This window comes from Burkholderia sp. AU31624 (assembly GCF_020420065.1).
GTDB lineage: Bacteria > Pseudomonadota > Gammaproteobacteria > Burkholderiales > Burkholderiaceae > Burkholderia.
Window position 1 is genome coordinate 378,395 of record NZ_JAIZRT010000001.1, and the last position, 24,444, is coordinate 402,838.

General features: G+C 62.9%; 15 protein-coding genes. 9 read left to right on the forward strand and 6 right to left on the reverse strand.

Features of this window, described 5'->3' with window-relative positions:
* Window positions 1-466 precede the first annotated feature (466 nt).
* The 4 genes from LGM89_RS01810 (at window position 467) to LGM89_RS01825 (ending at window position 4,890) form a co-directional block, all read left to right on the forward strand.
* Window positions 467-1,288, forward strand: a complete 822-nt coding sequence (locus tag LGM89_RS01810; RefSeq protein ID WP_226203241.1) for an alpha/beta fold hydrolase — start codon at window positions 467-469, stop codon at window positions 1,286-1,288.
* Between the two features lie 898 nt (window positions 1,289-2,186).
* Window positions 2,187-3,614, forward strand: a complete 1,428-nt coding sequence (locus tag LGM89_RS01815; protein WP_226272113.1) for a winged helix-turn-helix domain-containing protein — start codon at window positions 2,187-2,189, stop codon at window positions 3,612-3,614.
* 135 nt (window positions 3,615-3,749) lie between these two features.
* The gene (locus LGM89_RS01820; RefSeq protein WP_089496684.1) at window positions 3,750-4,127 is read left to right on the forward strand and encodes a response regulator transcription factor; all 378 of its coding nucleotides are present in this window, start codon (window positions 3,750-3,752) and stop codon (window positions 4,125-4,127) included.
* 97 nt (window positions 4,128-4,224) lie between these two features.
* On the forward strand, window positions 4,225-4,890 hold the full coding sequence (locus tag LGM89_RS01825; protein ID WP_089496683.1) for a response regulator transcription factor: 666 nt from the start codon (window positions 4,225-4,227) through the stop codon (window positions 4,888-4,890).
* A gap of 27 nt (window positions 4,891-4,917) precedes the next feature.
* On the opposite strand, the gene LGM89_RS01830 is transcribed toward LGM89_RS01825, so the two are convergent.
* Window positions 4,918-10,059 (reverse strand): ATP-binding sensor histidine kinase, encoded by a 5,142-nt coding sequence (locus tag LGM89_RS01830; RefSeq protein WP_226272114.1) that lies wholly within the window; start codon window positions 10,057-10,059, stop codon window positions 4,918-4,920.
* A 498-nt stretch (window positions 10,060-10,557) separates the two neighbouring features.
* Between LGM89_RS01830 and LGM89_RS01835 the strand changes: the two genes are divergently transcribed.
* Entirely contained in the window at window positions 10,558-11,466 is a 909-nt protein-coding gene (locus LGM89_RS01835; protein ID WP_089496681.1) for an AraC family transcriptional regulator, read from the forward strand.
* Between the two features lie 20 nt (window positions 11,467-11,486).
* Here LGM89_RS01835 and LGM89_RS01840 read toward each other — a convergent pair whose 3' ends face one another.
* Window positions 11,487-12,359: an alpha/beta fold hydrolase gene (locus LGM89_RS01840; RefSeq protein ID WP_264172453.1), complete on the reverse strand. Its 873-nt coding sequence runs from the start codon at window positions 12,357-12,359 to the stop codon at window positions 11,487-11,489.
* A gap of 57 nt (window positions 12,360-12,416) precedes the next feature.
* A complete protein-coding gene (locus LGM89_RS01845) occupies window positions 12,417-13,430 on the reverse strand; it encodes an MBL fold metallo-hydrolase (protein ID WP_226272115.1) in 1,014 nt (337 codons plus the stop codon).
* Between the two features lie 451 nt (window positions 13,431-13,881).
* Between LGM89_RS01845 and LGM89_RS01850 the strand changes: the two genes are divergently transcribed.
* A complete protein-coding gene (locus LGM89_RS01850; protein WP_226272116.1) occupies window positions 13,882-14,844 on the forward strand; it encodes a LysR family transcriptional regulator in 963 nt (320 codons plus the stop codon).
* A gap of 807 nt (window positions 14,845-15,651) precedes the next feature.
* Here LGM89_RS01850 and LGM89_RS01855 read toward each other — a convergent pair.
* Window positions 15,652-16,746, reverse strand: a complete 1,095-nt coding sequence (locus LGM89_RS01855; protein WP_226272117.1) for a potassium channel family protein — start codon at window positions 16,744-16,746, stop codon at window positions 15,652-15,654.
* A gap of 90 nt (window positions 16,747-16,836) precedes the next feature.
* A complete protein-coding gene (locus LGM89_RS01860) occupies window positions 16,837-18,171 on the reverse strand; it encodes an NAD(P)/FAD-dependent oxidoreductase (RefSeq protein ID WP_226272118.1) in 1,335 nt (444 codons plus the stop codon).
* 224 nt (window positions 18,172-18,395) lie between these two features.
* On the opposite strand from LGM89_RS01860, the gene LGM89_RS01865 reads away from it, so the two are divergent.
* The gene (locus LGM89_RS01865) at window positions 18,396-19,250 is read left to right on the forward strand and encodes a helix-turn-helix domain-containing protein (RefSeq protein WP_006485970.1); all 855 of its coding nucleotides are present in this window, start codon (window positions 18,396-18,398) and stop codon (window positions 19,248-19,250) included.
* Between the two features lie 126 nt (window positions 19,251-19,376).
* Window positions 19,377-21,044 (forward strand): ATP-dependent helicase, encoded by a 1,668-nt coding sequence (locus LGM89_RS01870; RefSeq protein WP_226272119.1) that lies wholly within the window; start codon window positions 19,377-19,379, stop codon window positions 21,042-21,044.
* 55 nt (window positions 21,045-21,099) lie between these two features.
* On the opposite strand, the gene LGM89_RS01875 is transcribed toward LGM89_RS01870, so the two are convergent.
* Window positions 21,100-22,659, reverse strand: a complete 1,560-nt coding sequence (locus LGM89_RS01875; RefSeq protein WP_226272120.1) for a methyl-accepting chemotaxis protein — start codon at window positions 22,657-22,659, stop codon at window positions 21,100-21,102.
* 230 nt (window positions 22,660-22,889) lie between these two features.
* Between LGM89_RS01875 and LGM89_RS01880 the strand changes: the two genes are divergently transcribed.
* The gene (locus LGM89_RS01880) at window positions 22,890-24,404 is read left to right on the forward strand and encodes an MDR family MFS transporter (RefSeq protein WP_226272121.1); all 1,515 of its coding nucleotides are present in this window, start codon (window positions 22,890-22,892) and stop codon (window positions 24,402-24,404) included.
* The last annotated feature ends 40 nt before the right edge of the window (window positions 24,405-24,444 follow it).

Sequence of the window (24,444 nt, forward strand, 5' to 3'; positions counted from 1 at the left end):
GGGTAGGGGGGACGATTCGGGACCAACGATAGCGAGACTCCGTTGAAGCGTCCTTTATCGTTTCTGAAACTTTCTTGCCGGTGCGCTCGCACGGCGTGACCGTGGCGCTTTCATGAAGATTGAGACAGCTTTCAGTACTTGCCGCCTCAACACGATCTAGGCTGCCTACCGCGCTTGTCAGTACTCGGACGAGGTCCGATTTCGACGGTGCATCACTGCCGACCCGGTGCCACCGCCTCGCGCCGGCAGCCTTACCCGCTCGTTCAACGCGGCATCATCCGCCGCACGCACCTGGAGCCCTTGGATGCGCATTCCGCAAACTGAAGTTCCGCCCTCGCCACGGCGACGCGACATGATGCTCGCCGGCGCCACAGCCCTGGCGGCGGCAGCCCTGCCCGCCGCCGCGTCGGCCGTCAGTCCGACGAAACATTCTTCTGCCACCTCGGCCCATCACGGAGTCAACGCAATGAACACGATCACCACGAAAGACGGCACCCTGATTTACTACAAGGACTGGGGCACCGGCCGTCCGGTTGTTTTCTCCCATGGCTGGCCGCTTTCCGCGGATGCGTGGGACGCGCAGATGCTGTTCCTCGTCCAGCGCGGCTTTCGGGTCATTGCGCATGATCGGCGCGGTCATGGACGGTCGAGCCAGCCGTCCCAAGGCAACGACATGAACACCTATGCCGATGACCTCGCTGCGCTGATAAACGCCCTCGATTTGCGCGAAGCGACGCTCGTCGGCCACTCCACGGGCGGCGGCGAGATCGCGCGCTACATCGGTCGCCACGGTACGGAGCGGGTCGCCAAGACCGTCCTCATCGGCGCGGTGCCTCCGCAAATGGTGAAGTCGGCGAGCAACCCCGGTGGCTTGTCGATGGAGGTGTTCGACGGCATCCGCAAGAACGTCGCCGAGAACCGCTCACAGTTTTACAAGGAACTCGCAGTGCCGTTCTTCGGCTTCAACCGGCCGAATGCGAAAGTCTCGCAAGGGACGATCGACGCATTCTGGAGCCAGGGCATGATGGGCGGCGCATACGGTCAGTATCTGTGTGTCAAGGAATTCTCGGAGATCGACTACACCGAAGACCTCAAGAAGATCGACGTGCCGTCGCTGATCTTGCATGGCGATGACGACCAGATCGTGCCGATCGGTGACTCGGCTGAGCTATCGGCCAGGATCGTCAAGGACGCCCGGCTCAAGGTCATCGCCGGAGCGTCGCACGGGATGTGCGTCGTCAACGCGGACCAGATCAACGCCGAACTGCTGGCGTTCCTGCAAGCCTAATCGTGCGATACCGCGCAAGGGGCCGCTGGAGCCGGCGCGCGCGGCTGCAGCAGCCTCGGGCCCCGCTTTTGCGTGGCGACATTGCCGGGTTGCGCGCTGACGCCGCTCCAACTGGAGCGGACAACCCATAATCCAGTCGGCATGCATGACGCGCGATGCGCAGACCGGAACGCACACGTTACCGACCCGCGCACCGCGGCCATCCGATCACGGCTCCACTGGCAGCGGTGCGTACGATGCTCTACGTTCAGCGAACCCTTATGTCGGTAGGTTCGACTTCGGTTGCGGCCCGAGGTCATGCGCCAAACTCACCGATGACTCCCTGCACGCTCGCGCTCTGTCGGGGCGCGGTCGTTGCCACCTGTACTAAGCTCAACGGCGACCGGAACGATAGCGCCATGTCTTCACATGTCGGGTGACACGGCAAGCCTCGCCGTGTCGCTCACACAGATCGACCGTGCGTTTCACCTGTTCGTCAGAGAATCGCTCGGCGATCCGCTCCAAAACGCAAGCTGACGATAGCGACAGCGCTCGGCGCGAGCGTGAGCCGGGTGGCGGCTTTCGTGCCAACGCCTTGATCTCTCCTCGACATTTCGCTGCCTGTCGGCTTCGGTTCTATGGCCGTGCAGTTCCTGATCCAGCTCGTCGTGCATTTTCGATCGGACGATGCGCGTGGACGCGTGGTTGCCGCAATCATGACCGGTCGATCGGTCATCGGGTGACAGTGCGACATTGGCTGGTCGATGTTCGGCAGGTGTAGCCAACTTAGACACATGGATAATAGCGACATACCGGCTCCCGAAATACGATGGCGACAAGTTCTCGGACCGCCTGCCACGCGTCCGGGCGAGTGCTCAACAGACGGCGCGCCTGCGCTATTTCATTGAATGAGCAAAACATGCATACATTCGACCGGGTAGCGGTATCCCTCGAAAGCCGCGAAATTTTCGTGAACGGCGACGTACACCATATCAGCATGCGGGCATTCGACATCCTCGAGTTGCTGATCAAGGCGGACGGACGACTCGTCACGAAGCACGAGATCATGGACACGGTCTGGCCGAATACCTTCGTCGTTGAGAACAATATCCAGGTTCATATCTCGGCGCTACGCAAGATTTTTGGGGGTGGTAAGCATGGCATCATCAAGACGTGTGCCGGACGCGGCTACCGGCTCGCCCGCCCGGTAGAAGCACCGTCTGGCGGCGGTTCGATCGATAGGCCAAGCCGCATCGCGGTCGTGCCATCCGTCCTCGTCGGTCGTGATTCCGTGATCGCCGGCGTGCTCGATTCCATCACGTCCGAGAACATCGTGACGCTCTGCGGCCCAGGCGGGATTGGAAAAACTACCGTCGCCCACGAATGCGCCCGGCAGTTCTCGGCCGGCTCAGGCATGGCCGTTTGCTTGGTCGACCTGTCCGACGGTCACCCGTACGAATCGGTGTTGCATGCCACCGGACGCGCCTTGAAGGTGACGCCGACCGATCTCGACCACTTGCTTGCGACGCTCGACGCGCGGCCGACTTTGCTGTTCTTCGACGGCTGCGAGCACGTCGCCGACGAAGTCGCGGAACTCTGCACTACCCTTCATGCTCATCTCCCTGACACCCGTATTCTTGTGACAAGCCGCGAGCCGCTGCGGATCGCACGCGAACGGGTGTACCGGATTCCTCCGCTGGATTCACCGGCCGCGGGCGCCTCCGGCGAGGACGTACTAGCCTGTAGTTCGGTCCAGATGTTCCTGAAGCGCGCGACTGCGACTGGTTCGGACATTTCGCTCGATCCGTGTACGCTGCAACTCGTCGCATCGATGTGCCGCGCGCTCGACGGCATACCGCTCGCGCTGGAACTGGCAGCTTCATGTGTCGCTTCGCTCGGGATTCCGACATTGAGCGCCGAACTCGATACACGACTCCTGGAGTTGCCCAACCTGTTGCGCGCCGCCCCGCCGCGACATAAGACGATGGGAGCGGCGCTTGACTGGAGTTATCGGTTGCTGGACGATGACGAACGCACGCTACTGGGACGCTTGTCGGTCATCGATGGCCCATTCGAACTGGCAACCGCCCACGCAGTCGCCAGTTGTGAGCGCTTTGGCTCAGCGCGAATGCTGAGTGGTATCGTCGGGCTGGTGGAGAAGTCGCTGATCCTGACCAGCCCGACCGCCAAATCGCAGCGCTACCGGCTGCCGGGGCCGACACGGGCCTACGCTCTGAAAAGACGGATGGAAGCGGGCGAACGCGGCGAACTCGAACATCATCGCCCGTATCGCGAACCCGCAACCTACGCCCCTGCCTCCGCATCGGCGTCGCAGGCCACAAATTGACGTTGCCGCAAGTCGCGAACCCGGTCGATTCAGGGCTAGCCCGGTTTGTCCGTTCGGTGCAATTATACGAACGACTAATCGCGGCGAGCCGAATCTGTCTTTATTATTACAGCCTGCCTCGTAAAGTTCGCGCTCATGGCCTTCGTTTGCATTATCGATGATGACGCGTCGGTACGGAAAAGTCTCGAAAGCCTTCTCAAGGCGGCTGGACATACAGCCTTGTCGTTTGCGTCGGGCGAGGACTTTCTGCTTTCCGACCAACGATTTCACGCCGCCTGCATTCTTCTCGACTTCAAGATGAAAGGAATGAACGGCCTGGAAGTCCAGCGCGCGCTCAAAGAAAAAGGGGCGCGTACGCCGGTCATCATCATGTCCGCCCAACGCGACGAAGATGTCGTCAAGCGTGCACTGGATCAAGGTGCGTTAGATTTTCTGCGCAAGCCCTTTTCGGATGACGATCTATTGAATCTGGTCGACCAAGCGACGTCCTCGGGCCCCGCCGGGTCCTGCTGATTCCGCGTCGAATCGCTGTGATATTTCAACCGCATAGAATGTCGGGAGCCGTGGCGACATGATGCACGCCGGTTTAATCACCCCGAAGGAATCCAGAATGACAAGCGAAACAAGCACGATATCGCCGCACGTGCCAAACCATCCGCCTGTCGTTTACATCGTCGACGACGACGAAACTTTGCGTCGCTCGCTCGACTCTCTGCTGCGCTCGGTCGGACTGCACGTCGAAACGTTTGCGTCGTCGCGTGACTTTCTCGCCTTCGATCGACCGGACGCTCCGAGCTGCCTGCTACTCGATGTGCGCCTCCGCGGAGAAAGTGGTCTCACCTTTCAGGAAGACGCCACGCGAAACGGGTTGAACATTCCAATCCTGTTCATGACAGGTTTCGGCGATGTCCCGATGTCGGTCAAGGCAATGAAAAGCGGTGCAGTCGACTTCCTGACCAAACCGTTTCGCGAGCAAGATCTTGTCGACGCCGTCACGCACGCCCTCGCGGTCGATGCCGCGAGGCTCGATGCAGCGCGCTCACTGACCGGCCTACGCGCCGCATACGCTTCTCTGACGCCGCGCGAACGCGAAGTCATGGGATACGTCATCACCGGCCTGATGAACAAGCAGATCGCGGGGCACCTGAACCTGCACGAAATCACCGTGAAGGTCCATCGCGGTCAGGTGATGCGCAAGATGGGCGCACGCACGCTGCCCGATCTCGTCCGCATGGCGCAGGCGCTCGGCGTCGAACCGCACGACATCCGGAAATAATAACGGGCTGCTGCCACGACAGTCTGTTCAGTGCGCGATGTCGGCAAGCGGCAGCCGGAACACGAATGCCGCTCCTCCGGACGGTCCGGGCGTGGCGGTCAACATTCCGCGGTGCACCTCCATGATCGATTTGCAGATGGCGAGCCCCATGCCCATTCCGTGCGACTTGGTCGTAAAGAAGGGGTCGAAGATGCGCTCCATCAGCGACTCGTCGATCCCTGGGCCGCTATCGAGCAAGCTGACAACAACATAGCCAGCCTCGATCGTCGACGCCACATCGAGCAGGCGTGGGTGTTCGACACCGTCCATCGCGTCCAGCGCATTGGTAATCAGATTCAGAACGACTTGCTGGATCTGGATCCGGTCGGCCAGGACCTCGGCGCTGCCGCTTTCCAGCCGGACCCGCAGCCGGACACGCTTCGAGTCGATCTCCATCGCCGTCAGCTTCAGCATCTCTTCGACGAGGTCATCGATTACGACCGGCGCGAGCGCGACGGGTGTCTGCTTCGCCAGCGACCTCAGCGCTCGCACGATCTCCGCCGCGCGAACGCCCGACGAACGGATATCTTCGAGGTTGGACAGCGCCTCGGCAATGTTCGGCTGCGCACCGCCCAGCCAGCGCAGGCTCGCACCGGCACTCGACACGATGCTGGTGAGCGGCTGGTTGATCTCATGAGCGATTGATGCGGCGAGCTCCCCCATCACCGTGACGTGGGCCGCATGAGCCAACTCCGTCCGGGCGCGTCGCAACGCCTCTTCCATTTCCTGGCGGCGCGCATTCTCCTCGATGAGTTCGGTATAGAGCCGTGCGGTTTCAAGGGAATTCGCGGCCTGAGGCGCGAGCACCTCGAGCATCGCGGTACGCTTAGGCGTGAATACGCCGTGCACCAACGCGTTCTCAAGATAAAGCACGCCGATCAGGTCTCCCTGCTTGAGCAACGGCAAGCAGAAGGCGGATCGGGTCGGGCGAACGGCGAGGCTCGCCGCATGCTCGGGCATACCCTGCGTCGACGCGTCGTCAAACACGAGCGGCTTGCGCGATCGCATGACGCGATTCAGCATCGATGTCGGTATGTCCTTGTCGACTGGCCGTGTCCGCGTGAAATCGACGACCACGTCGTCGCCATGGACACGGGCCGATGCCTCGATCCTCGGCACGCCGTTGCGCACCAGGATCAGTACGCCGTACTGTGCGCCGGCATGTACGACCATGTTAATCATGAGCGACTGGACGAGGCGCTCCAGGTCGAGCTCTTCGGATAGCGACTGCGCGGTACGCATCGCGACCATGAAATCGAGGTCCGTGCTGCCTTGGATCTCCAGCGGCGTCGCCGCCGGTATAGCGTCGGTCGCGACAAACGAGTGCTGTGCCTCGATCCGAGCCGCCTTGCCAAGCGCGCCCCACCGCCGATAGCACGCGTGGGCGATGCGCAAATGATGGCGTGCAACGCCAGAAAGGGACGATTCGGTCGCGTGACGACTCGCCAATTCGTGGGCAAGCGCCTGTTCGTGCACAAAGCCTTGTGCAGCTGCCATGTGGGCCGACGCCTCGTACAGCTGCATCGCGCGCAGATCGTTGCCTCGCACGCGCTCGAACTCTGCCTCGATCAACATCAGCTTATTCCGGAACGTACCCGGGTTCAGAGCCGACCAAATCACCATCTGTTCTCGATGAATACTGACTTTCGCGAGCAGTTGCTCCGGCTCCAGCCGCCCCCGATTTGCATGGATCGCGGTCAAAGTCGCGAACAAACGAAAATCTGACAGCATGATATGCGCTGGTGTGGACCAGCTCAGCGGCACAGCCGCTTCGAACGCGGACTCGGCAGTAACCAGATCGCCAAGCAAGAACGCGGATTGTCCGCGCAGAACGAGCGTCCAAAACGACAACACAGCCATGGGGGGGTTCTCACAGCATTCGGTGTGCCCGCTTTCCCTGCCCCGGGATTGCCATGTCCCGATCGTCCGCCCGCTGTCTGTCTGGAGCGATTCGATGAACTCGGCCTGAGTCGTCACCAAGTCGACTATATCGTGGTAGCCGGCACCGCGCGCGATCGTCAACAGCGATTCGATTTCGTCACGGATTCGGGGCAACGTCTCGCCCATCGCGATCAAGTCCGACACGATGTGGTTACAGCTATAGCACTGCCACCGCAATTCCGCACTTTCGTTTCCGGCCGCCCTTGCCTGACGTGCATAACCGAGCGCAGACGCGAGCGGTTGGGTCCACACGCTGACCTGGTCGAGCGCGACCAGGGTTGCCGTTCGATAGCGCTCGAAGCCATGCTTGTCGACGAGCGCAAGCGCGACTTTCGCGAATGCGAACCCCTCTTCGTACGCATCGTAGGCATCCGCAATATAGACGCCGTACCACGCGAGGCCTTGCACGGAGGCACCCGTGACGCCGTATTGCAATGTCAGCCGTACCATGGTCGCCAACTGCAGCAATGTCAGCCCCGCACTCGGATAGAACATCGCCGCCTCAAGGGCGGTCAGCAAACCCATCGCCGCCTCGATGCGAGCGTCATTCATCTTCTCGAGCGCGACGAGCTCCGCGATCGAACGCCCGGCGAGTTCGGCCTCAATTTCACGATACGCGTCTGTCAGATCGTCGATCGACGGTTGGGCGGGAAAATCGATGTCGAACAACCTCAAGCCTTCGAGCGCGACATCGACGGCCCCCGCATAATCCGAATTGACGGTCAGCAGTGCTGCCTTGAGCCGATAAGCTTCCGCGACATCGATCGCCGAACGCATGCGGGGCAGCAATGCATCGATTTCCCGTGCGGCGCTCTCTAGGTGACCAGTGGCAAGCAATGTGCGACAACGCAGCACGGTCAGAGCCTTCGCGAGATCGTACGTATCACTCCAGGCGCTCTTGCCGAGCAAGGTTTCGGCCGCTGCGAGAAATGCAAGCGTCCTGTCGCGCGCGGCGGCTGCCGCGGTGCGCTCCGCCGCGAGAATCAGCGTGCTTGCAAACGAAACTGCCCGTGCACGCTCGACCGGGATGCGAATCGCGCGCTCGATCTGCGCTGCGATATCAAGCACATTGTCCGGATTACCTGCAGACGACAGCGAAATCATTGCGGCAGCAATTTGCTCGTGCCGCGCCGCGCGGGTAGCCGGATCGATCAGCCCGTAAGCCGCCTCGCGAATCCTGTCGTGGGCGAATCCCCATTGCTCGCCCTGCCGCCAGACGAAACCCGTCCGCCGCGCTTGCTCCAGCCGATACAGTACGTCGCCCCGCGACGTTCCCAGTATGCGGGCGATGCGGCCGGAATCACACTCCGTCCCGATACACGCAAGCCAACTGAGCATATCCCGCTCGGCCGGCGACAATCCCCCCAGTCGATGCTCCAACAATTCGACGACGTTTTCCGCGTCGTGGTGTCGTTTGATTGCCTCTCCGTCCCAGGACCACTCATGACTGTCCCCATCGAAGCGAACGAGTCGGGCATCGAAGAGCGCACGCAACAGTTGCCGCACATGGAGCGGATTGCCTTCCGCCTTCGTATGGATCAGTTCACCTAGATCGCGCACACGATCGAGCGGTTCGTTCAGAAAAGATCCGATCATTCGAGCGACGTCGGATACTTGCAGCGGCGTGAGATCGATCGCAGTCGTGCAGACGCCGCGCAGGCGTTCGACGAACGCTCGAAAACGGGCTGTCTGATCGTACTCGGGAGGCCGACAGGTGACGACAACGCACAGGTTCGCCGGCGCATCGGCAATTAACGCCTCGACGAAGTCGAGCGTCGCGTCATCGGCCCATTGGACGTCGTCGATCGCAAGCAACAGCGGCGAACCTGGTGACGCGAAGGCGGAAAATGCGCCGGCCAGTATCTGGTGAACGCGCGATACCGGCATCGTGCCGGTCCCATCCGCTTCGACTTCCTGTATGCCCATCGTCTGCGCGAACTCGGGGGCCAATTGAGCTAGCAAGCCAGCGTGTTCGTGCAGACGCTCACGGATTCCCTGCGTCAGATGTACGCGTGCGTCGTCTTCCCGCGGGGCGACATGAGGTAATAGCGAGCGCAACGCGCCGACGATCGGCGCATACGGTTGCGAAGACTGATATTGATCGACCTTTCCGATGCCGCAGAACTGCGACGACAGATTCAACCGCACCTTGAGCCGGTTGATGAGCATCGTTTTTCCCAGCCCGGCCCCGCCCTCGATCAGTACCATTGACGAGCGCCCCGTCAGCGCAACATCGTCATAGGTATCGACGAGCTGGCGCAGTTCGCCTTCGCGCCCGACGAACGCACCGGACCCAGCCTCCTGCAAGAAGCGGTCGGCACGTGCGAGATCGAACGGTGCTACCGCACCGGACGCCGTCCACGCTGCCACAATGTACGCGAGATCGTGATGAAGCGATTTGGCGGTCTGATAGCGGGTATTCGGATCTTTCGACAACAGCTTGAGGATGACCTCGTCGAGTATCGGCGGCACGTCTGCCCGGTGCTTGCCCGGTTTCGCAGGCTCGATTGCGACATGTGCATGCAACCATTCGGCCAGCGAGGACACCTTGAACGGATACGTGCCGGTCAATAGCTCGAATAGCGTGACGCCAAGCGAATATAGATCACTTCGTTCGTCGTCGAACGCATCTTCCCACATGGTTCGCTCAGGCGCGGCGTACGGCGCCGCAGCCTCGCTGGGCTGCCGTCTGAAACGTAGCTCGCCAGTCAGGTCGCAAGCATGCATGAACGAGCGAATACGGACGATGCCATTCGAGTCACGTACGAAATTCGCAGGCTGAATATCGCCATGTACAAGACGCTGCTCATGCGTCTTCGCGACGCACCGCGCCATTCCAATCGCGATCGAGAGAAACTGAGCAACGGACAATTTTCCGCACAGCGCCGATAGCGACGTGCCAGCGCTCATCTCGTAAATCAATGCCGGTCCGTCCGCGGTCCGGACCAGCGCATGCGGTACGACGGCCCAGTCCTGTGACAGCTTGGCTCGGACATTGAATTCGCGTTCAATGTGGCTGCACGACACCTCATTTGACCATTCCGTCTGCAATGCAAGCCAGGCTGTGTCCGACGCGAGATCGACAATCTGAAATTCGACAAACTTGTCTGATGCCCGAATGAAGTTCTGCGTGGCTTGCGCGTATCGTCTCTCGTCCCAGACGATCCCTTCAGCGACGTGATTCTCCATGCTTCGTTTCACTATTCAACACATAGTCACATACGACGAATCGCTTCCCCGACTCGTCCCTCCCACCCAGTGCCGCTAGCGGCACGACACTTCAAACGACACGTCCCGTCGGTTATGTGTATCTTGTCCGGTCACAATTTTTGGGATGTTCTGGCGCCATTGTGAGCGCATGTCGGCAAACGCAAGCTGATTGTCTGCGCGCTTCGAATCGCGGCGCTTTCGGGCCGAACCTTCGAAATTGCTTTCAACGTTCACTTACCCTGCACCGCAACGATCGATGCGGTCCCGACTTTATCTCAAAAGAGGAGGCTGTTCTTGTACTTTTGGTACGTGAATTGAAGGAGAGTTACGTCACAGCGCACCGATACGTTCATCGTAGGTTGCAAGCACCGATCGTGCGCACCGTGGCTTTCATTGATTCGAGGTTTTTTTGTGCGGCGCAACAGTGTAATCTTCACTCTTCGCCAACCTTCCTTATTTTGATCCGAGGTACGCCGCATGCTGCTTACTGCCCAGCCCGCCGCCGGCCCGATGAAGAAGGATACGCTTGGGTGCACGTCAAGCCAGCTGCGCACAAATCTGGAAATGCGCGGCACCGATGTGACGTTCTACCGAAAATGCATGGACAACGGTACCGTCCATCGGGTTGCCATGCCCGCCTCGGATCGTGGGTACTTGATTGGCGTATCGATGAACAGTGGTCATCGGCGCGACATTTTCCGTGGGCAACGCAAGATTGCACGACAATTCAGCGACGACTCGATCTATATCCGCGATATGTCCGACGACTATCGCGCCGATCTTCACGGCAATTTCGATTTCGTGCTCATCGAGCTGCCTGGATTATTTTTTGATCGTCTCGATGCCGAACGCGACGCGGGCCGGTTCGCCGGACTGACATGTTCGATCGATCAGCGTGACCCGGTACTGGGCCACCTTGCCCGCGCGGTCGCCGGGTGTTTCGATACCGCGGGCGCGCTGAACGCGCTCTTCGTCGAACAGATGGGGCTTGCCATCGGCATCCATCTTTCGAAGCAATACGGAACGCCTTTGCTTCCCGCAAGCCGTATGGGTGGCATGCTGTCGCGCGCGCAGGAAGCGCTGGCAAAAGAACTGCTGATCGCGAACCTGAATGAAGGCATGGCAATCGCGGACGTCGCTCGCGAATGCAATCTGTCACGCGGCTATTTTATTCGCGCATTCGCCAAGACCACCGGTCGCACGCCGCATCAGTGGTTACTGGATCAACGCATTCAGAAGGCCCGCAAGCTCGTCGAGTCATCGGAGATGACGTTAACCGAAATTGCCACTTGTTGCGGGTTCGCCGACCAAAGCCATTTAAACCGCACCTTCACCCGGGTCGTTGGCAAACCGCCCGGCGCCTGGCGACGTCGGGGCGGCCGCTGACGCGATAAGCAAGCGGGTAATCAACGCCCGGTCCAGCCGCCCAGAAAATCGAGCAGCAACGCATTGACGCGCTCGGGCTGCTCTTCCTGCGGCAGATGACCGCAACGTGAGATCGGCTCGGCGCGCAGATTGGTCGCCATCCCCTCCCACACCGCCTTCATATCGAACATTCCACCGACCGCGTAAAAGTCCTCGCCCCATATTGCCATCGTCGGGCAGGCGATCCGGATGTCGGCGTCCGCCTGATCTTGCTCGACGTCCTGCGCGTTCGCTCGGTAGTCCGACATCGCGCCCCGTACGGCGCCTGGTCGCTTGTACGCTTTCACGTACGTCTCGAAATCCGTTCCCTCGATCGTGTGCGGGTTGTAACACCAGTCGGAGAAGAAATGGCGCAACCAGGCCTCCTCATTGCCGGCGATCAGCGTCTCGGGCAAGTCCACTACCAGATGGAACAGGAAGAACCAGTATGCGCGCGCCGTTTTCGGACTCATGTTTTCTGCAACGATACGCGTCGGCACATTGTCCATGACCACCAGCCGGTCGACACGTTCCGGATGATCCTTCGCGAGCCGCGTAGCAACCCGTGCGCCGCGATCGTGCCCGACCAGCACGACTTTCTCGATCCCCAGCGCGTCCAGCAGGCGGATGATGTCCAGCGCCATGTTGCGCTTGTCGTATCCGGACGCCGGCTTGTCGGTTTCGCCGTAGCCGCGCAAATCCGGCGCAATCACGCGATACGTTCGGGCGAGCACCGGAATCTGGTGGCGCCATGCGTAGCTGGTCTCCGGAAAGCCATGGAGCAACACGACAACCGGCCCGCTGCCTGCGTCGAGGTAATGTTGCCTGATGCCGTTCGCGACCAGCGTATGGTGAGTGACTGCAATGTTTTCCAACGTTTCCACGATCGATCCTTCAAAAAGTCTTGGAAAATTGCCGCTGCCTGCGCGGCATCAAGGGCCACGCGTTACACTGGTCCTGGGCATCGGCGAAGCGTCGTAGTTGACAGGCACCCAGTCAAAGGTGTCACCATCCTTCCGCACGTGCCCGAGTCCCGGAAACGAAACATGGGCCGCACCGACGAGGTAACGTCGGTCCGCAACTTCACGCAGAATTTCCTGTCGAGATTCGTGCGCTTCCGATGGATCGCTGTCGTACTTGACGGTAGCTTGCAGTTGCCGAAGCTGAATTGCAGCGACATGCACGACATCCCCCCAGACCAGCAGGCGCGCGGAGCCGCTTTCGACCAGATAGGCCATCTGGCCAGGTGTGTGGCCAGGAAGTGAAATCGCACGAATGCCCGGTTCGAGTACGCCGTCGCGATCGTACGTCTTGAACCGCCCAACAGCACGGTAAGGTTCTATTGCCGCTGTTGCTGCGTCAAAGAACGGCGCGAGAAGCGGCGACGCTTGAGTCTTGTTGGCCGGATTGAGCCAGTAGTCGGCCTCCTTGCGGCTTACCCTGACAACTGCATTCGGAAACACGGCCACACCTTTCGAAGCAATACCGCCGATGTGGTCTTCGTGCATGTGGGTAAGCAAAACCTCGTCGACCTGTTCCGGTCGATAGCCGGCTGCACGAAGGTTGTCGACCAATCGTCCGCAGCAATCACCATACAGCGAGCCAGCGCCAGCATCGATCAAGATCAGTTTCTCTCCGGTATTCACCAGAAACGCATTGATCGATCCTTGCACGGGCGGCGCAAGGAATGCGCGCTGCAGATCGTTCTCGATGTCTGCATTCGACACACCTTCGACCACCTTGTCGATCGGGAACGGATGGGTTCCGTCCGACAGCGCTGTAACTTCGAACGTCCCCACCATCGTTCTGTAGAAGCCCGGCGCCTGTTTGCCGGCAAACGGTGCGGCAGCAAAGGCAGCAGCTACCCATGCCGTCGCGAACCCAGCCAGACACAGCTTCAAGCACTTGCGCGCGTGCATCCAGGCTCTTTCTCGAAAGCTTTCCATTCAAGTCCTCTGGTGTTTGGTCATGTGCATCCAGCATAACGACCGCCGCACGCTGCGTCCCTAAACTTCCTGAATCGTTCTGATTCGTTTTCTTTAGTCGCTAACGCGAGACCCGGCACCGCGACCCCGAGGTCTCCGATCACTTCCGTCGCTTCCGGAAACGAGATATTGCGGTCGCCCTGATCACTGAGGAGCGTCGTCGCTGACGCGAGTCTCGATCGATATGTGTACAGGGAATTGCATGCCTATACGCAAGGAGTATCGACTGTGCCCGGATGTCTAAACCGACCTCCGCATGTATGGATAGCTTGATTGCCAGCACCCATCTATCTTTCGTCTGAAGCACGGCAGTTGATTGACAAGATCACGTGAGCGGAGGCCTGCACCAGCGGTGCATCACCGGTGACGAACCGTGCCACCCTCGACCGTTCGACCAGGACTGAACGTATCCATGGACAAGATCACAAACATGCGCATCTTCGCGCGCGTCGCGGAAGTCAAGAGCTTCACTGCAGCGGCGGAGCATTTGCAATGCACAACAGGCAGCGTTTCGCGCGCCGTATCGACACTCGAAATCCAGCTACGAGCCCGACTGCTGAACCGCACGACGCGTTCAATTTCGCTAACCGAACCAGGTGAACACTACTATCGGAAATGCAAGAAAATCCTCGCTGATCTCGAGGATGCGGAGACTGAAGTCGGCACGGCGCACCTGTGTGCGCGAGGTCAATTAAAAGTACATTGCATGCCTGAAGTCGGACGCGTGCCCTTGACGCACGCAATCGTCGACTATCGACGAGATTTCCCCGCCGTTTCCGTCAATCTCCGATTCGCGCCGAGAACTGGAAATCTGGTTGAAGAGCATGTCGATGTCTCAATCGTCTCAGCGAAGTCGCTGCCGAATTCAGAAAACGTCGCGAAGCGGGTCGGGGAATGCCGCCGAGTCCTAGTAGCAGCACCATCGTTCGTCCGTGAGCATGCGATCGAGACAATCGACGATCTATCGCAGCATGCACTGACTCCGATCCCGCTAGCAGCCCGTTCTGTACGACCGGCGATCCAGGCTACTGTGCCCGGACATGTCAGCCGAGATTCCCATGCGCCGTTCGTCGTTGACGACCCGGAAGCTATCCGGATCGCGCTGCTTGCAGGAATCGGCGTCGGCGTGCTGCCACTTCATTGCATTGCGGACGACATACTTGAGGGTCGCCTGATACCACTATTTCCCGACCACACCATCGAAGGTACGAGTATTTTCATCGTCTATCCGTGTCGTCAGTTTCTCGATGCCAAGATTGCCACGTTTGTTGATTTTGTGACGGTGCGGTTGCGAGAAATACTCAGCGCGGCAACGACAACGCAGCAAGCAACTCGCACCGCGTTCAGACGCTCTGTCCCGCAGGCTCAAAGCTGACGACCGAATACAGTGGCTTCCAGGCGTCAAGAATTTCACCTTTCCGATAGCGGGTTAGGAGACTCGCCCAGCCCCATCACCAATTGCTTTTCCATGAGCGATCAGTCGCGTGATCGACCAGACCCTGGAGTTCTCCGGCGAAGCACATCAACGTGCCACCGGAACGCGTGGCGCTGGTATGCCGAGTTGGTAAGTGAGCGTCGCGCCGTATGCGAACACGACGGCGAACACTGGCAAATTTCGATTGACGGCCGTCGTCTGGCGGGCGATCACTCGTTCGATATGGCCCTCCTCAACGCATATGCAATCACAAAGGCGCGGGAGGCTCTGGGGCGAACGCAGACCGTCTTGCCGTAACCAGACCGCTTTCATTTCCTATTGCACAAAATCGCTGCCGGTCGCTCCGGTCGTGGGTACTGCCGGCACGCGCTGGACTGGGCATACACGCAAATACGAGCCGACTAGGTGCTCGACAGCCATCTAACGGGAGCGGTCGAGGGCGTCTATTACGCTGTCGGCAACACGATCCAGGCATCCGGCGGCCATGACGGCACGTATCTGGGTGCCGAACTCAAATTCGGATGGTAGGTGTGGCCGATTTATTGAAATCGTTGAAAAACATACCTGTTGCCGCATGGATGCCACCTAACCAGGCTTCGAACCATCGATTCCAACGAGGATCGAAGTGGCTTGATGCGGATTCCGGACGCCTACACGACGCCCATGCAGTGCGCACCGATAAGAATTTTCCTAAAAATGAAATATATCAACGCACTGAATTAGTTTATTTTTTCCAGTCCAATCTCCTCAAACATCCGGATCCGGAATCCGCGCCGACTGGATCACGACCAGCGTGTCCCCTTTCTCGATCCGGCACGGCGGGTCTTCATAGAACGAAAAGATCTTCCCGCACCGATCGAGCCCGACGACGATCGCGCCCGGCACGACGTTCGTCATGCAGCCGACTTCCTGCGGCATCGCCTCGCGCTCCAGCAGCGTCGCGCGGCCGCGCGTCGACAGCATGTCGTTCACGAACGGCACGATATAGCGGCTATGCACGGCGTCCGCGAGCAGCAGCGCGCCGATCTTCGTCGACGACACGATCACGTCCGCGCCCGCCTGCCGCAACTGCCGCTGGTACAGGTTCTCCTGGATCCGCACGACGATCTTCGTATCGGGCGCGATGCTGCGCACCGACAACGTGAGCAGGATCGCGGTCGGATCATCGGTCACCGAAATGATCACGGCCTTCGCTTCGCGCACCTGTGCCTGCTGCAGCAGATCCTCGTGCGCGGGATCGCCGAGCAATCCCGCCACGCCGAGCGACGTCGCGGCCTCGATCGCCTGCTGCTGCGAATCGATCACGATGAGCGTCGCCGGATCGACACCGCTTTCGAGCAGTTCGCGCACGGCGATCGAGCCGGACAAGCCATAACCGCAGACGACGATGTGATCGGACAACTGTTTCTGCAGGCGTTTCATGCGGAATTCCTCGATGACGCGCTGGATCACGAACTGATACGCCGTGCCCAGGAAAATGAACCAGATGCCGATGCGGATCGGCACGATGAAGAACGCATCGATCAGGCGCGCCCGCGCGGTGACGGGCACGATGTCGCCATAGCCGACCGTCGCGACCGTGACCATCGTGAAGTACACGAGATCGGCGACGGTCATCGGCGTGCTCTTGGTCGAATCGCGCAACCCGTCGCGATCGAGATACAGCACGAGGAACGCGAGCGTGCACAGCAGCACGACCGCGCCGATACGGAACAGCAGCGTGCGCCGCGGCGACGTCGCGGGACGCGTGAACAGCGTGCGCGCACGCGGCGCCTGCCACGGATTGCGGGCGCGACGCAGGCGTGAGCGCAACGAGCGGCGCTGGGCGGAGGGCGAAGCCAACGGGGAATCTCCTGAAGGATGCGGGCTCGATTCTACGATGGGTCGGCCGCGACCGGCCGGCGTCCTCGTGTCGATGCGCCGATGCGGCCGTTACAGCATGCTGCGCGGCCGCACCATCGTGCCGTCGACGAAGCGCTGCGCACGAAACGCCGACAGGTCTAGCGACGGCGCCCCCGTGTCGATCCATTCGGCCAGCAGCCGCCCGACGATCGGCCCCATCGCGAAACCGTGTCCGCAGAACCCCGTCGCGATCGCGAGCCCGGACGGCGTGCCCGGCGCATCGATCACCGGAATGCCGTCGGGCAGCACGTCGATCAGGCCGGCCCAGGCCTCGACGATCTGCGCGTCCTTCAGCGCGGGAAAGATCGTCTTCAGTTTCGCGAGTGCGCGCGGCGCATGCGCGCGATTCGGCTGCGGCTGCGGATCGCGCGGCTCTATCGGCCCGGTCGCCCCGTTGATGCGTGCCAGCGCATCGCGCCACGCGGCCCCGTTCACGTGCAGCCGGAATTTGTCGCGCTGCGACCAGAACTCCGGCCAGAACAGGCTCAACCCGCGCAGGTGGCCAAGCGTCAGGTCGACGTCGACCTGCATGTCGTCGGCAAGATTGATCGCACCGTTCTTGCGCTGCCGGATACCGAGGCCGTGGCCCCACACCGTCGACGCCGACACCGGCGGCACCACATTGGTGCGCATGCAGGTGCCGCGCACGGCCTGTTGCGGGAGCCGGATGCCGACGCCATCGAGCAGCCGGAAGCTGGTCGCGCCGGCCGCGCAGATCACGCGCCGCGTGCGGATCGTGCCGCGCTCGGTCACGACGCCGACCACCGCACCGCCGGCCGTCTCGATCGCGGTCACGCCGCAGCCTTCGAAGAAGCGCGCGCCCGCCTCGGCGGCACGCGCGGCGAACGCGGCGGCCACGCGACGCGGCTCGGCCTGCCCGTCGGTCGCGGTGTACAGCCCGCCGAGCGTGCGTGCGTCCTGCGAAAGGCCGCTGACGCGCGCGTCGATCTGCGCGCGCGTCAGCGTACGCGTGTCGAGCCCGTGCTCGCGCGCGACGGCGAGCCACGCGTTGAACGACGCCCAGTCCGTTTCGTTGTCCGCAATATAAAGACAGCCGCCCTGCCGCCATTCGAGATCGAAACCGAGGGTTTCCTCTAACCCCTCCCAGATCTTGATGCCGGCCATCATCAGCGGCACCTCGGCCGCTTCGCGCCCCTGCTGCCGCACGAAGCCCCACGCACGGGTCGACTGCTGTCCGGCGAGGCGCGACTTGTCGAGCACGACGGCCTTCAGGCCGCGCAGGCCCAGGTAATACGCGGCTGCGCAGCCCATGATGCCGGCGCCGGCGATCACGATATCGGCTTCTGCCGGGAAGGCGGTATCGGCGAGGGTCAGGGCGTCATGCAGCGGATAGGTTGTCGTCATTGTTTCCTGTCAGGCATTAATGCATCCGAATGTGGGCGGCGGTGGTAACGTCGTGACACACCTTTCACACAAACGCACCTTTCGCCACGCTGAATAACGACCATTTTGCGGTAAAGTTATCTTTTCCGCGCGTGGCCGGTCGGCTCGCCCCTGGACGTCATGAAGACTGTCCGTCGAGACTGCCGCAAGGCGTCGTTCTGAACGTCACGATCCGTTCCCGTAGCATGACCACTGAAGCAATCACCACGGATTCCCTCGCGGTTGCCGAGCGCGTGCGCGAGCTGATGACCCGCAACGGCATCGGCAAGCGCCAGCAGACCACCGAGCTGTGCCGCATCCTCGACCTGAGTTTCTCGCAAGGCCACCGCAAACTGCGCGGCAGCAGCCCCTGGACGCTCGCGCAGATCAAGAAAGTCGCCGAAGCGTACGGCGAACCCGCCGCGCAGCTGTTCGGCGCGCAAACGCTCGACCCCGGCATGGTCGGCGCCTATTCGCAGGAGGCGGTCCTTTACGCGGGCGTCGCCGAGATTCCGTGCACCGCCTGGATCGGCGCGCCGCTCGAAGCCGGCGCGCGCCCCGAATTCGTCGCGTACGAACAGAACGGCCGCTGGCGCGTGCTGCGCCACACCGGCGTGCTGTACCAGAACGCGTACGACGTGCACAAGATCGAGATCTATCCGCGCCGCGCGGAAAGCGACAAGCTCGTCGTCGCGGTGATCGACCCCGATCGCGTCAGCGCGACCGAGCTGTGCCGCTATCTCGAACGCCAGGGTTTCGCGACCGCCGCATTCGACGGCCTCGCGCCGTTCGTCGACGCGCTGCAGGGCCAGGCGTTCGACGCGGTCCTGACCGAATGGCTGTTCGACGACAGCACGGCCGCCACCGCGATCAAGGCCGTGCGCACCTCCGACAACCCGGGCGCACCGATCTTCGTGCTGACCGGCGACCTGCTCACCGGCCGCGCGAGCGAGGCCGACATCAGCGAAGTGATCCGCGCGTTCGACGTCGTCTGCTACGAAAAGCCCGCGCGCATGGCGATCCTCAGCGCCGATCTCGCGAAACGGCTCGCCCGCGGGTAACGTCCCAGGGCCGTTCTTCCTCCTGACGGCCAACGTCCGCGCGGCTCGGCGGTCGTGAACCGGTGCATAGCTCAGTACAATAGCCGCACCCGTTCACGCCCACGCCGGCTTCCGCCGCCCGACGCCATGGCCCGCCTCATCCCCGACGACTGGAAAAGCCTCGCCGCGACCGGCGCGGCCGAACGCGAGCGCGAAACGCTCGCCGCGCTCGAACACGCGCTGCCCGACAGCTACACCGTGTATCACGGCGTGCACTGGACCCGCGCCGACCAGGCGTTCTCGGTGTTCGGCGAGGCCGCGTTCGTCGTCGTGAGCCCGGCCGGCCGCGTGCTGCTGATCGAGCAGAAGGCCGGCTTCCTGCGCGAAACGCCGAAGGGGCTCGTGAAGGTCTATCTGCAGAAGGAACGCAATGTCCCGATCCAGCTCGCGCGCACGCAGGAAACGCTGCACCGGCGCCTGACGGCCGCGCTCGGCGCGGGCGTCTACGGCGTCGAGGCGCTCCTGTACTGCCCCGACTACTCGATCCGCGACGCATCGATCGCCGGCGTCGCGGCCGACCGCATCGTCGATGCGTCGCGCAAGGCGCAGCTCGCGCAGGTGATCCTGCAGATCCTGCCGGAAGACGACGAGCACTTCCCGAACGCGCCGAAACTCCACCACTTCCTCGCGGACGAGCTCGCGCTCACGCCCGACACGAGCGCGCTCGTCGGGCAGGCCGGCACGCTCGTCACGCGGCTGTCGGGCGGGCTCGCCGCGTGGGCGCGCCAGCTCGAATTCGCACCGTTCCGGCTGCGCGTCACCGGCACGGCCGGCTCGGGCAAGACGCAGCTCGCCGTGCAGGCGATGCGCGACGCGGTCGCCGCCGGCAAGCGCGTGCTCTACGTGTGTTTCAACCGGCCGCTCGCCGACTACATCGCGCGCATCGCGCCGCCCGGCGCGAAGATCGCGAACTACCACCAGTTGTGCGACTGGGTCGCGCGTGACGGCGGCTATACACCTGACTTCCAGGTGCCCGGCGAATTCGAACGGCTCGAAGCGCGCTTCGCGGCAGCCCCGATTCCCGAGCGCTGGCGCTTCGACGTGCTGGTCGTCGACGAAGGGCAGGATTTCCATGCGCCGTGGGCGGCCGCCCTGGCGCGCCTGCTGGCGCCGGAGGGCGCATGGTGGTGGCTGGAAGATCCGCTGCAGAATTTGTACATGCGCGAGCCCGTCGCGCTGCCGGGCTGGGTCACGCTGAAGGCGCTCACGAACTACCGGAGCCCGCGCGATCTGCTCGAATTCGTGCGCGACATCGTCGGCCGGGTCGAGCCGCTGGCGGCCGAGCTACGCTCGGGCAGCCCGTTCGACGGTTCGGATCCGTCGGTGTCGTCGTACGGGGAAGAAGGCGCGTCGGCAGACGCGCTGGCCGACGCCTGCATCGACGCGACCAAGCGGGCGATCACGCACGCGCTGTCGCTCGGCTTCCGCAAGCAGGACATCGCGGTGCTGTCGTATCGCGGTCGCGAAGGCTCGGTGCTCGCGCCGCTCGACCAGCTCGGCCCGCACCGGCTCAAGAGCTTTACCGGCAAGTACGACCTGTTCGGCAACCCGGAGTATCGCGAAGGCGACGTGCTGCTCGATTCGATCTACCGCTTCAAGGGCCAGTCGGCGCCGTGCGTGATCCTCACGGAGGTCGACTTCGACACGCTCGACGCGCGTGCCGCGCGCAAGCTGTTCGTCGGCGCGACGCGTGCGACGATGAAGCTGCTGATCGTCGCGTCGTCCCGCGCGGCCCCGCAACTCGCGGCCGTCTGATGTAACGGGCGGACGGCAGGCGGGCCAGCGCCCGCCCGTCGCCGCCCACGGTCGATCAGGCGACGCGGAACGCGCCGACCGCGCGGCGCAGCCCGTCGGCCTGCTCTTCCAGCGACGCGGCCGCCGCCGCGGCCTGCTCGACGAGCGCCGCGTTCTGCTGCGACACCTGGTCCATCTGCGACACCGCGCGGTTCACCTGCTCGATCCCGTCGCGCTGCTCGTTCGACGCCGCCGCGATCTCGGTCATGATGCCCGTCACGCGGCCGATCGCCTGCTGGATGTCCTGCATCGTCGCGCCAGCCGTGCCGACGAGCCGCGAGCCGGTCGCGACGCGCTCCACCGATTCCCCGATCAGCGTGCGGATTTCCTTCGCCGCCGACGCCGAACGTTGCGCGAGCGTGCGCACCTCGCCCGCGACCACCGCGAAGCCGCGGCCCTGCTCGCCCGCGCGCGCGGCTTCGACCGCCGCGTTCAGCGCGAGGATGTTGGTCTGGAACGCGATGCCCTCGATCGTGCCGATGATGTCGGCGACCTTCTGCGAGCTCTGGTCGATCTCGTTCATCGTGCCGATCACTTCGCCGACCACCGTCGCGCCGCGCGTGGCGATCTCGCTCGCGGTATCCGCGCAGGCCTGCGCCTGCATCGCATTGTCCGCGTTCTGCTTCACGGTCGCGGTGAGCTGTTCCATGCTCGCGGCCGTTTCCTGCAGCGCGGACGCCTGTTCCTCGGTGCGCTGCGACAGGTCGGTGTTGCCGGCCGCGATCTGGTGCGTCGCCGTCGAGATCGCTTCGGAACCCTGGCTGACCTGGCGGACCGTATCCGCGAGGCTGCGCTGCATGCCGGTCACGCCCTTGACCAGTTCGGCCATCTCGTCACGCGACGACCAGCGCACTTCCGACGTCAGGTCGCCTTCCGACAGGCGGCGGAAATGCGACAGCAGCCGGTTCACCGGCTGGGTGATCGCGTAATGCAGGCCGATCGCGCAACCGAGGCACGCGGCCAGGCCGAACGCGATACCGGCGATCGCGCCCGCGCGCATCCAGCCGTAATAGGTCTGCGCGGTGTCGTACACGTCCTTGCCGCGTGCGACCTGGTACGCATCGAGCGCATCGGTCGCCTGCGTGAGCGCGACCGACAGCGGCGGCGCAACCGCCATCAGCAGCCGGTCGGCCTCGTCGCGACGGCCGTCGCGGACCGCGTCGATCATCGGCTTCAGCGCCTGCCCGATCAGCGCCTGGCGCGCGGCGTCGAGGCGGCTCGCGAGCGGGCCTTCGTCGCCGTCGTGCGGCATCGACGCGTAGCCGCGCCAGGCAGTGTCGGCCTTCGCGAGATAGTTCTCGGCCTTCTTGACGAGATCGGGCACTTCCGGCGCTTCCGGATGCAGCATCGCGCGGTCGAGCGTCGTGCGCACGATCGTCAGGTTCAGGCTGGCCGCCGACAGCGCGGTCTTCGCAGCCAGTTGCTGCGTATAAGCCTCGTCGAGCGCGCGGTTCGAGCTCTGCATGCCGGCGAGGCCGATCAGCCCCGATACGACGAGCAGCGCGGCAACGAGGCCGAGCGTGGAGAAAATCCGCGTACGGATCGAGAAACGGGAAAACAGGGCGTTCAGGTTCATGACGGGACGTGAGCGGTGAAAAGAGCCGCGGCAATCGGTCCGCAGCACTCTGGATTACGGTTTGCCTGCAAAAAACTTGAGTCCGTCCCCGCTTTCCCCTGATCCCGGTCAATTTTCCGGGCCGGCAATCTCCTGTTACGGTTGCAACACATCGAGGCTGGGCAGAAATTGACCAGTCAACTATCTGTCGCTATAGTTCGACACAATTCCCTGCCCTGGCAGATATCTCGATGACCACCGACACCCTCCTCCCTTCGCCGGCCGCCGAAACGGCCCGCCGCGACGCGCCGACCGGGCTGATCGTCGCCGCGCTGCTGCTCGTCATGCTGCTGTCCGCCCTCGACCAGACGATCGTGTCGACCGCGCTGCCGACGATCGTCGGCGAGCTCGGCGGGCTCGACCAGTTGTCGTGGGTCGTCACCGCTTACCTGCTCTCCTCCACCGTCGTGCTGCCGCTGTACGGCAAGCTCGGCGACCTGTACGGCCGCAAGATCGTGCTGCAGGCCGCGATCGTGCTGTTCCTCGCGGGCTCCGCGCTGTGCGGCGTCGCGCAGGACATGACGCAGCTGATCGTGCTGCGCGCGCTGCAGGGGCTGGGGGGCGGCGGCCTGATGGTCGTCACGATGGCCGCGATCGGCGATCTGGTGCCGCCCGATCGCCGCGCGCGCTACCAGGGGATGTTCGGCGGCGTGTACGGCCTCGCGACGATCATCGGCCCGCTGCTGGGCGGCTTCCTGGTCGAGCACCTGTCGTGGCGGTGGATCTTCACGATCAACCTGCCGCTCGGCTTTCTCGCGCTCGCGGTGATCGGCGTCGCGTTCCGGCCGCACGGCGCGCACGTGAAGCACCGGATCGACTACATGGGCGCCGCGTTCCTCGCCACCGCCCTCACCTGCGTGATCCTGTTCACGAGCGAAGGCGGCTCGCTGCTGCCGTGGACGTCGCCGCAACTGTGGATGACGCTCGTGCTCGGCATCGTCGCGATCGGCGGCTTCATTTATGAAGAGCGGCTCGCGGCCGAGCCGATCATGCCGCTCGAGCTGTTTCGCCATCGCACCTTCGTGCTGGTCAGCCTGATCGGCTTCGTCGTCGGGATCGCGCTGTTCGGCTCGGTCACGTTCATTCCGCTCTACCTGCAGGTCGTGAAGGGCTCGACGCCGTCGCAGGCCGGGATGCAACTGCTGCCGATGATGGGCGGGATGCTCGTGACGTCGATCGTCAGCGGCCGGCTGATCTCGCGGCTCGGCTCGTACCGGATGTTCCCGATCCTGGGCACGCTGACCGGCGGCATCGCGATGGCGCTGCTGTCGACGCTGACGCTCGATACGCCGCTGCACACGATGTACACGTACATGGCGCTGCTCGGGATCGGCCTCGGCATGGTGATGCCCGTGCTCACGCTCGCCGTGCAGAACACGGTCGAATTCCGGCACATGGGCGTCGCGACGTCGGGCGCGACGCTGTTCCGCTCGATCGGCGGTTCGCTCGGGGTCGCGGCGTTCGGCGCGCTGTTCTCGCACGGGCTGCAGTCGCGGGTGATGGCGGCGCTGCCGGCCGGCACGGCGCTGCCGCCCGCGCTCGGCCCGGCCGCCGTCCACCAGTTGCCGGATGCCGTGCGCGACGCGTACCTGCACGCGTTCGCCGGTTCGCTGCATGTCGTGTACCTGGCCGCGGCGACGGTCATCGCGATCGCCTTCGTGCTTGCGTGGTTCGTCGAGGATGCGCCGCTGCGCAAGCACCACTGAGCCTCCCGTGGATCGCGACGCGAGCGTCGAGCCGCCTCGC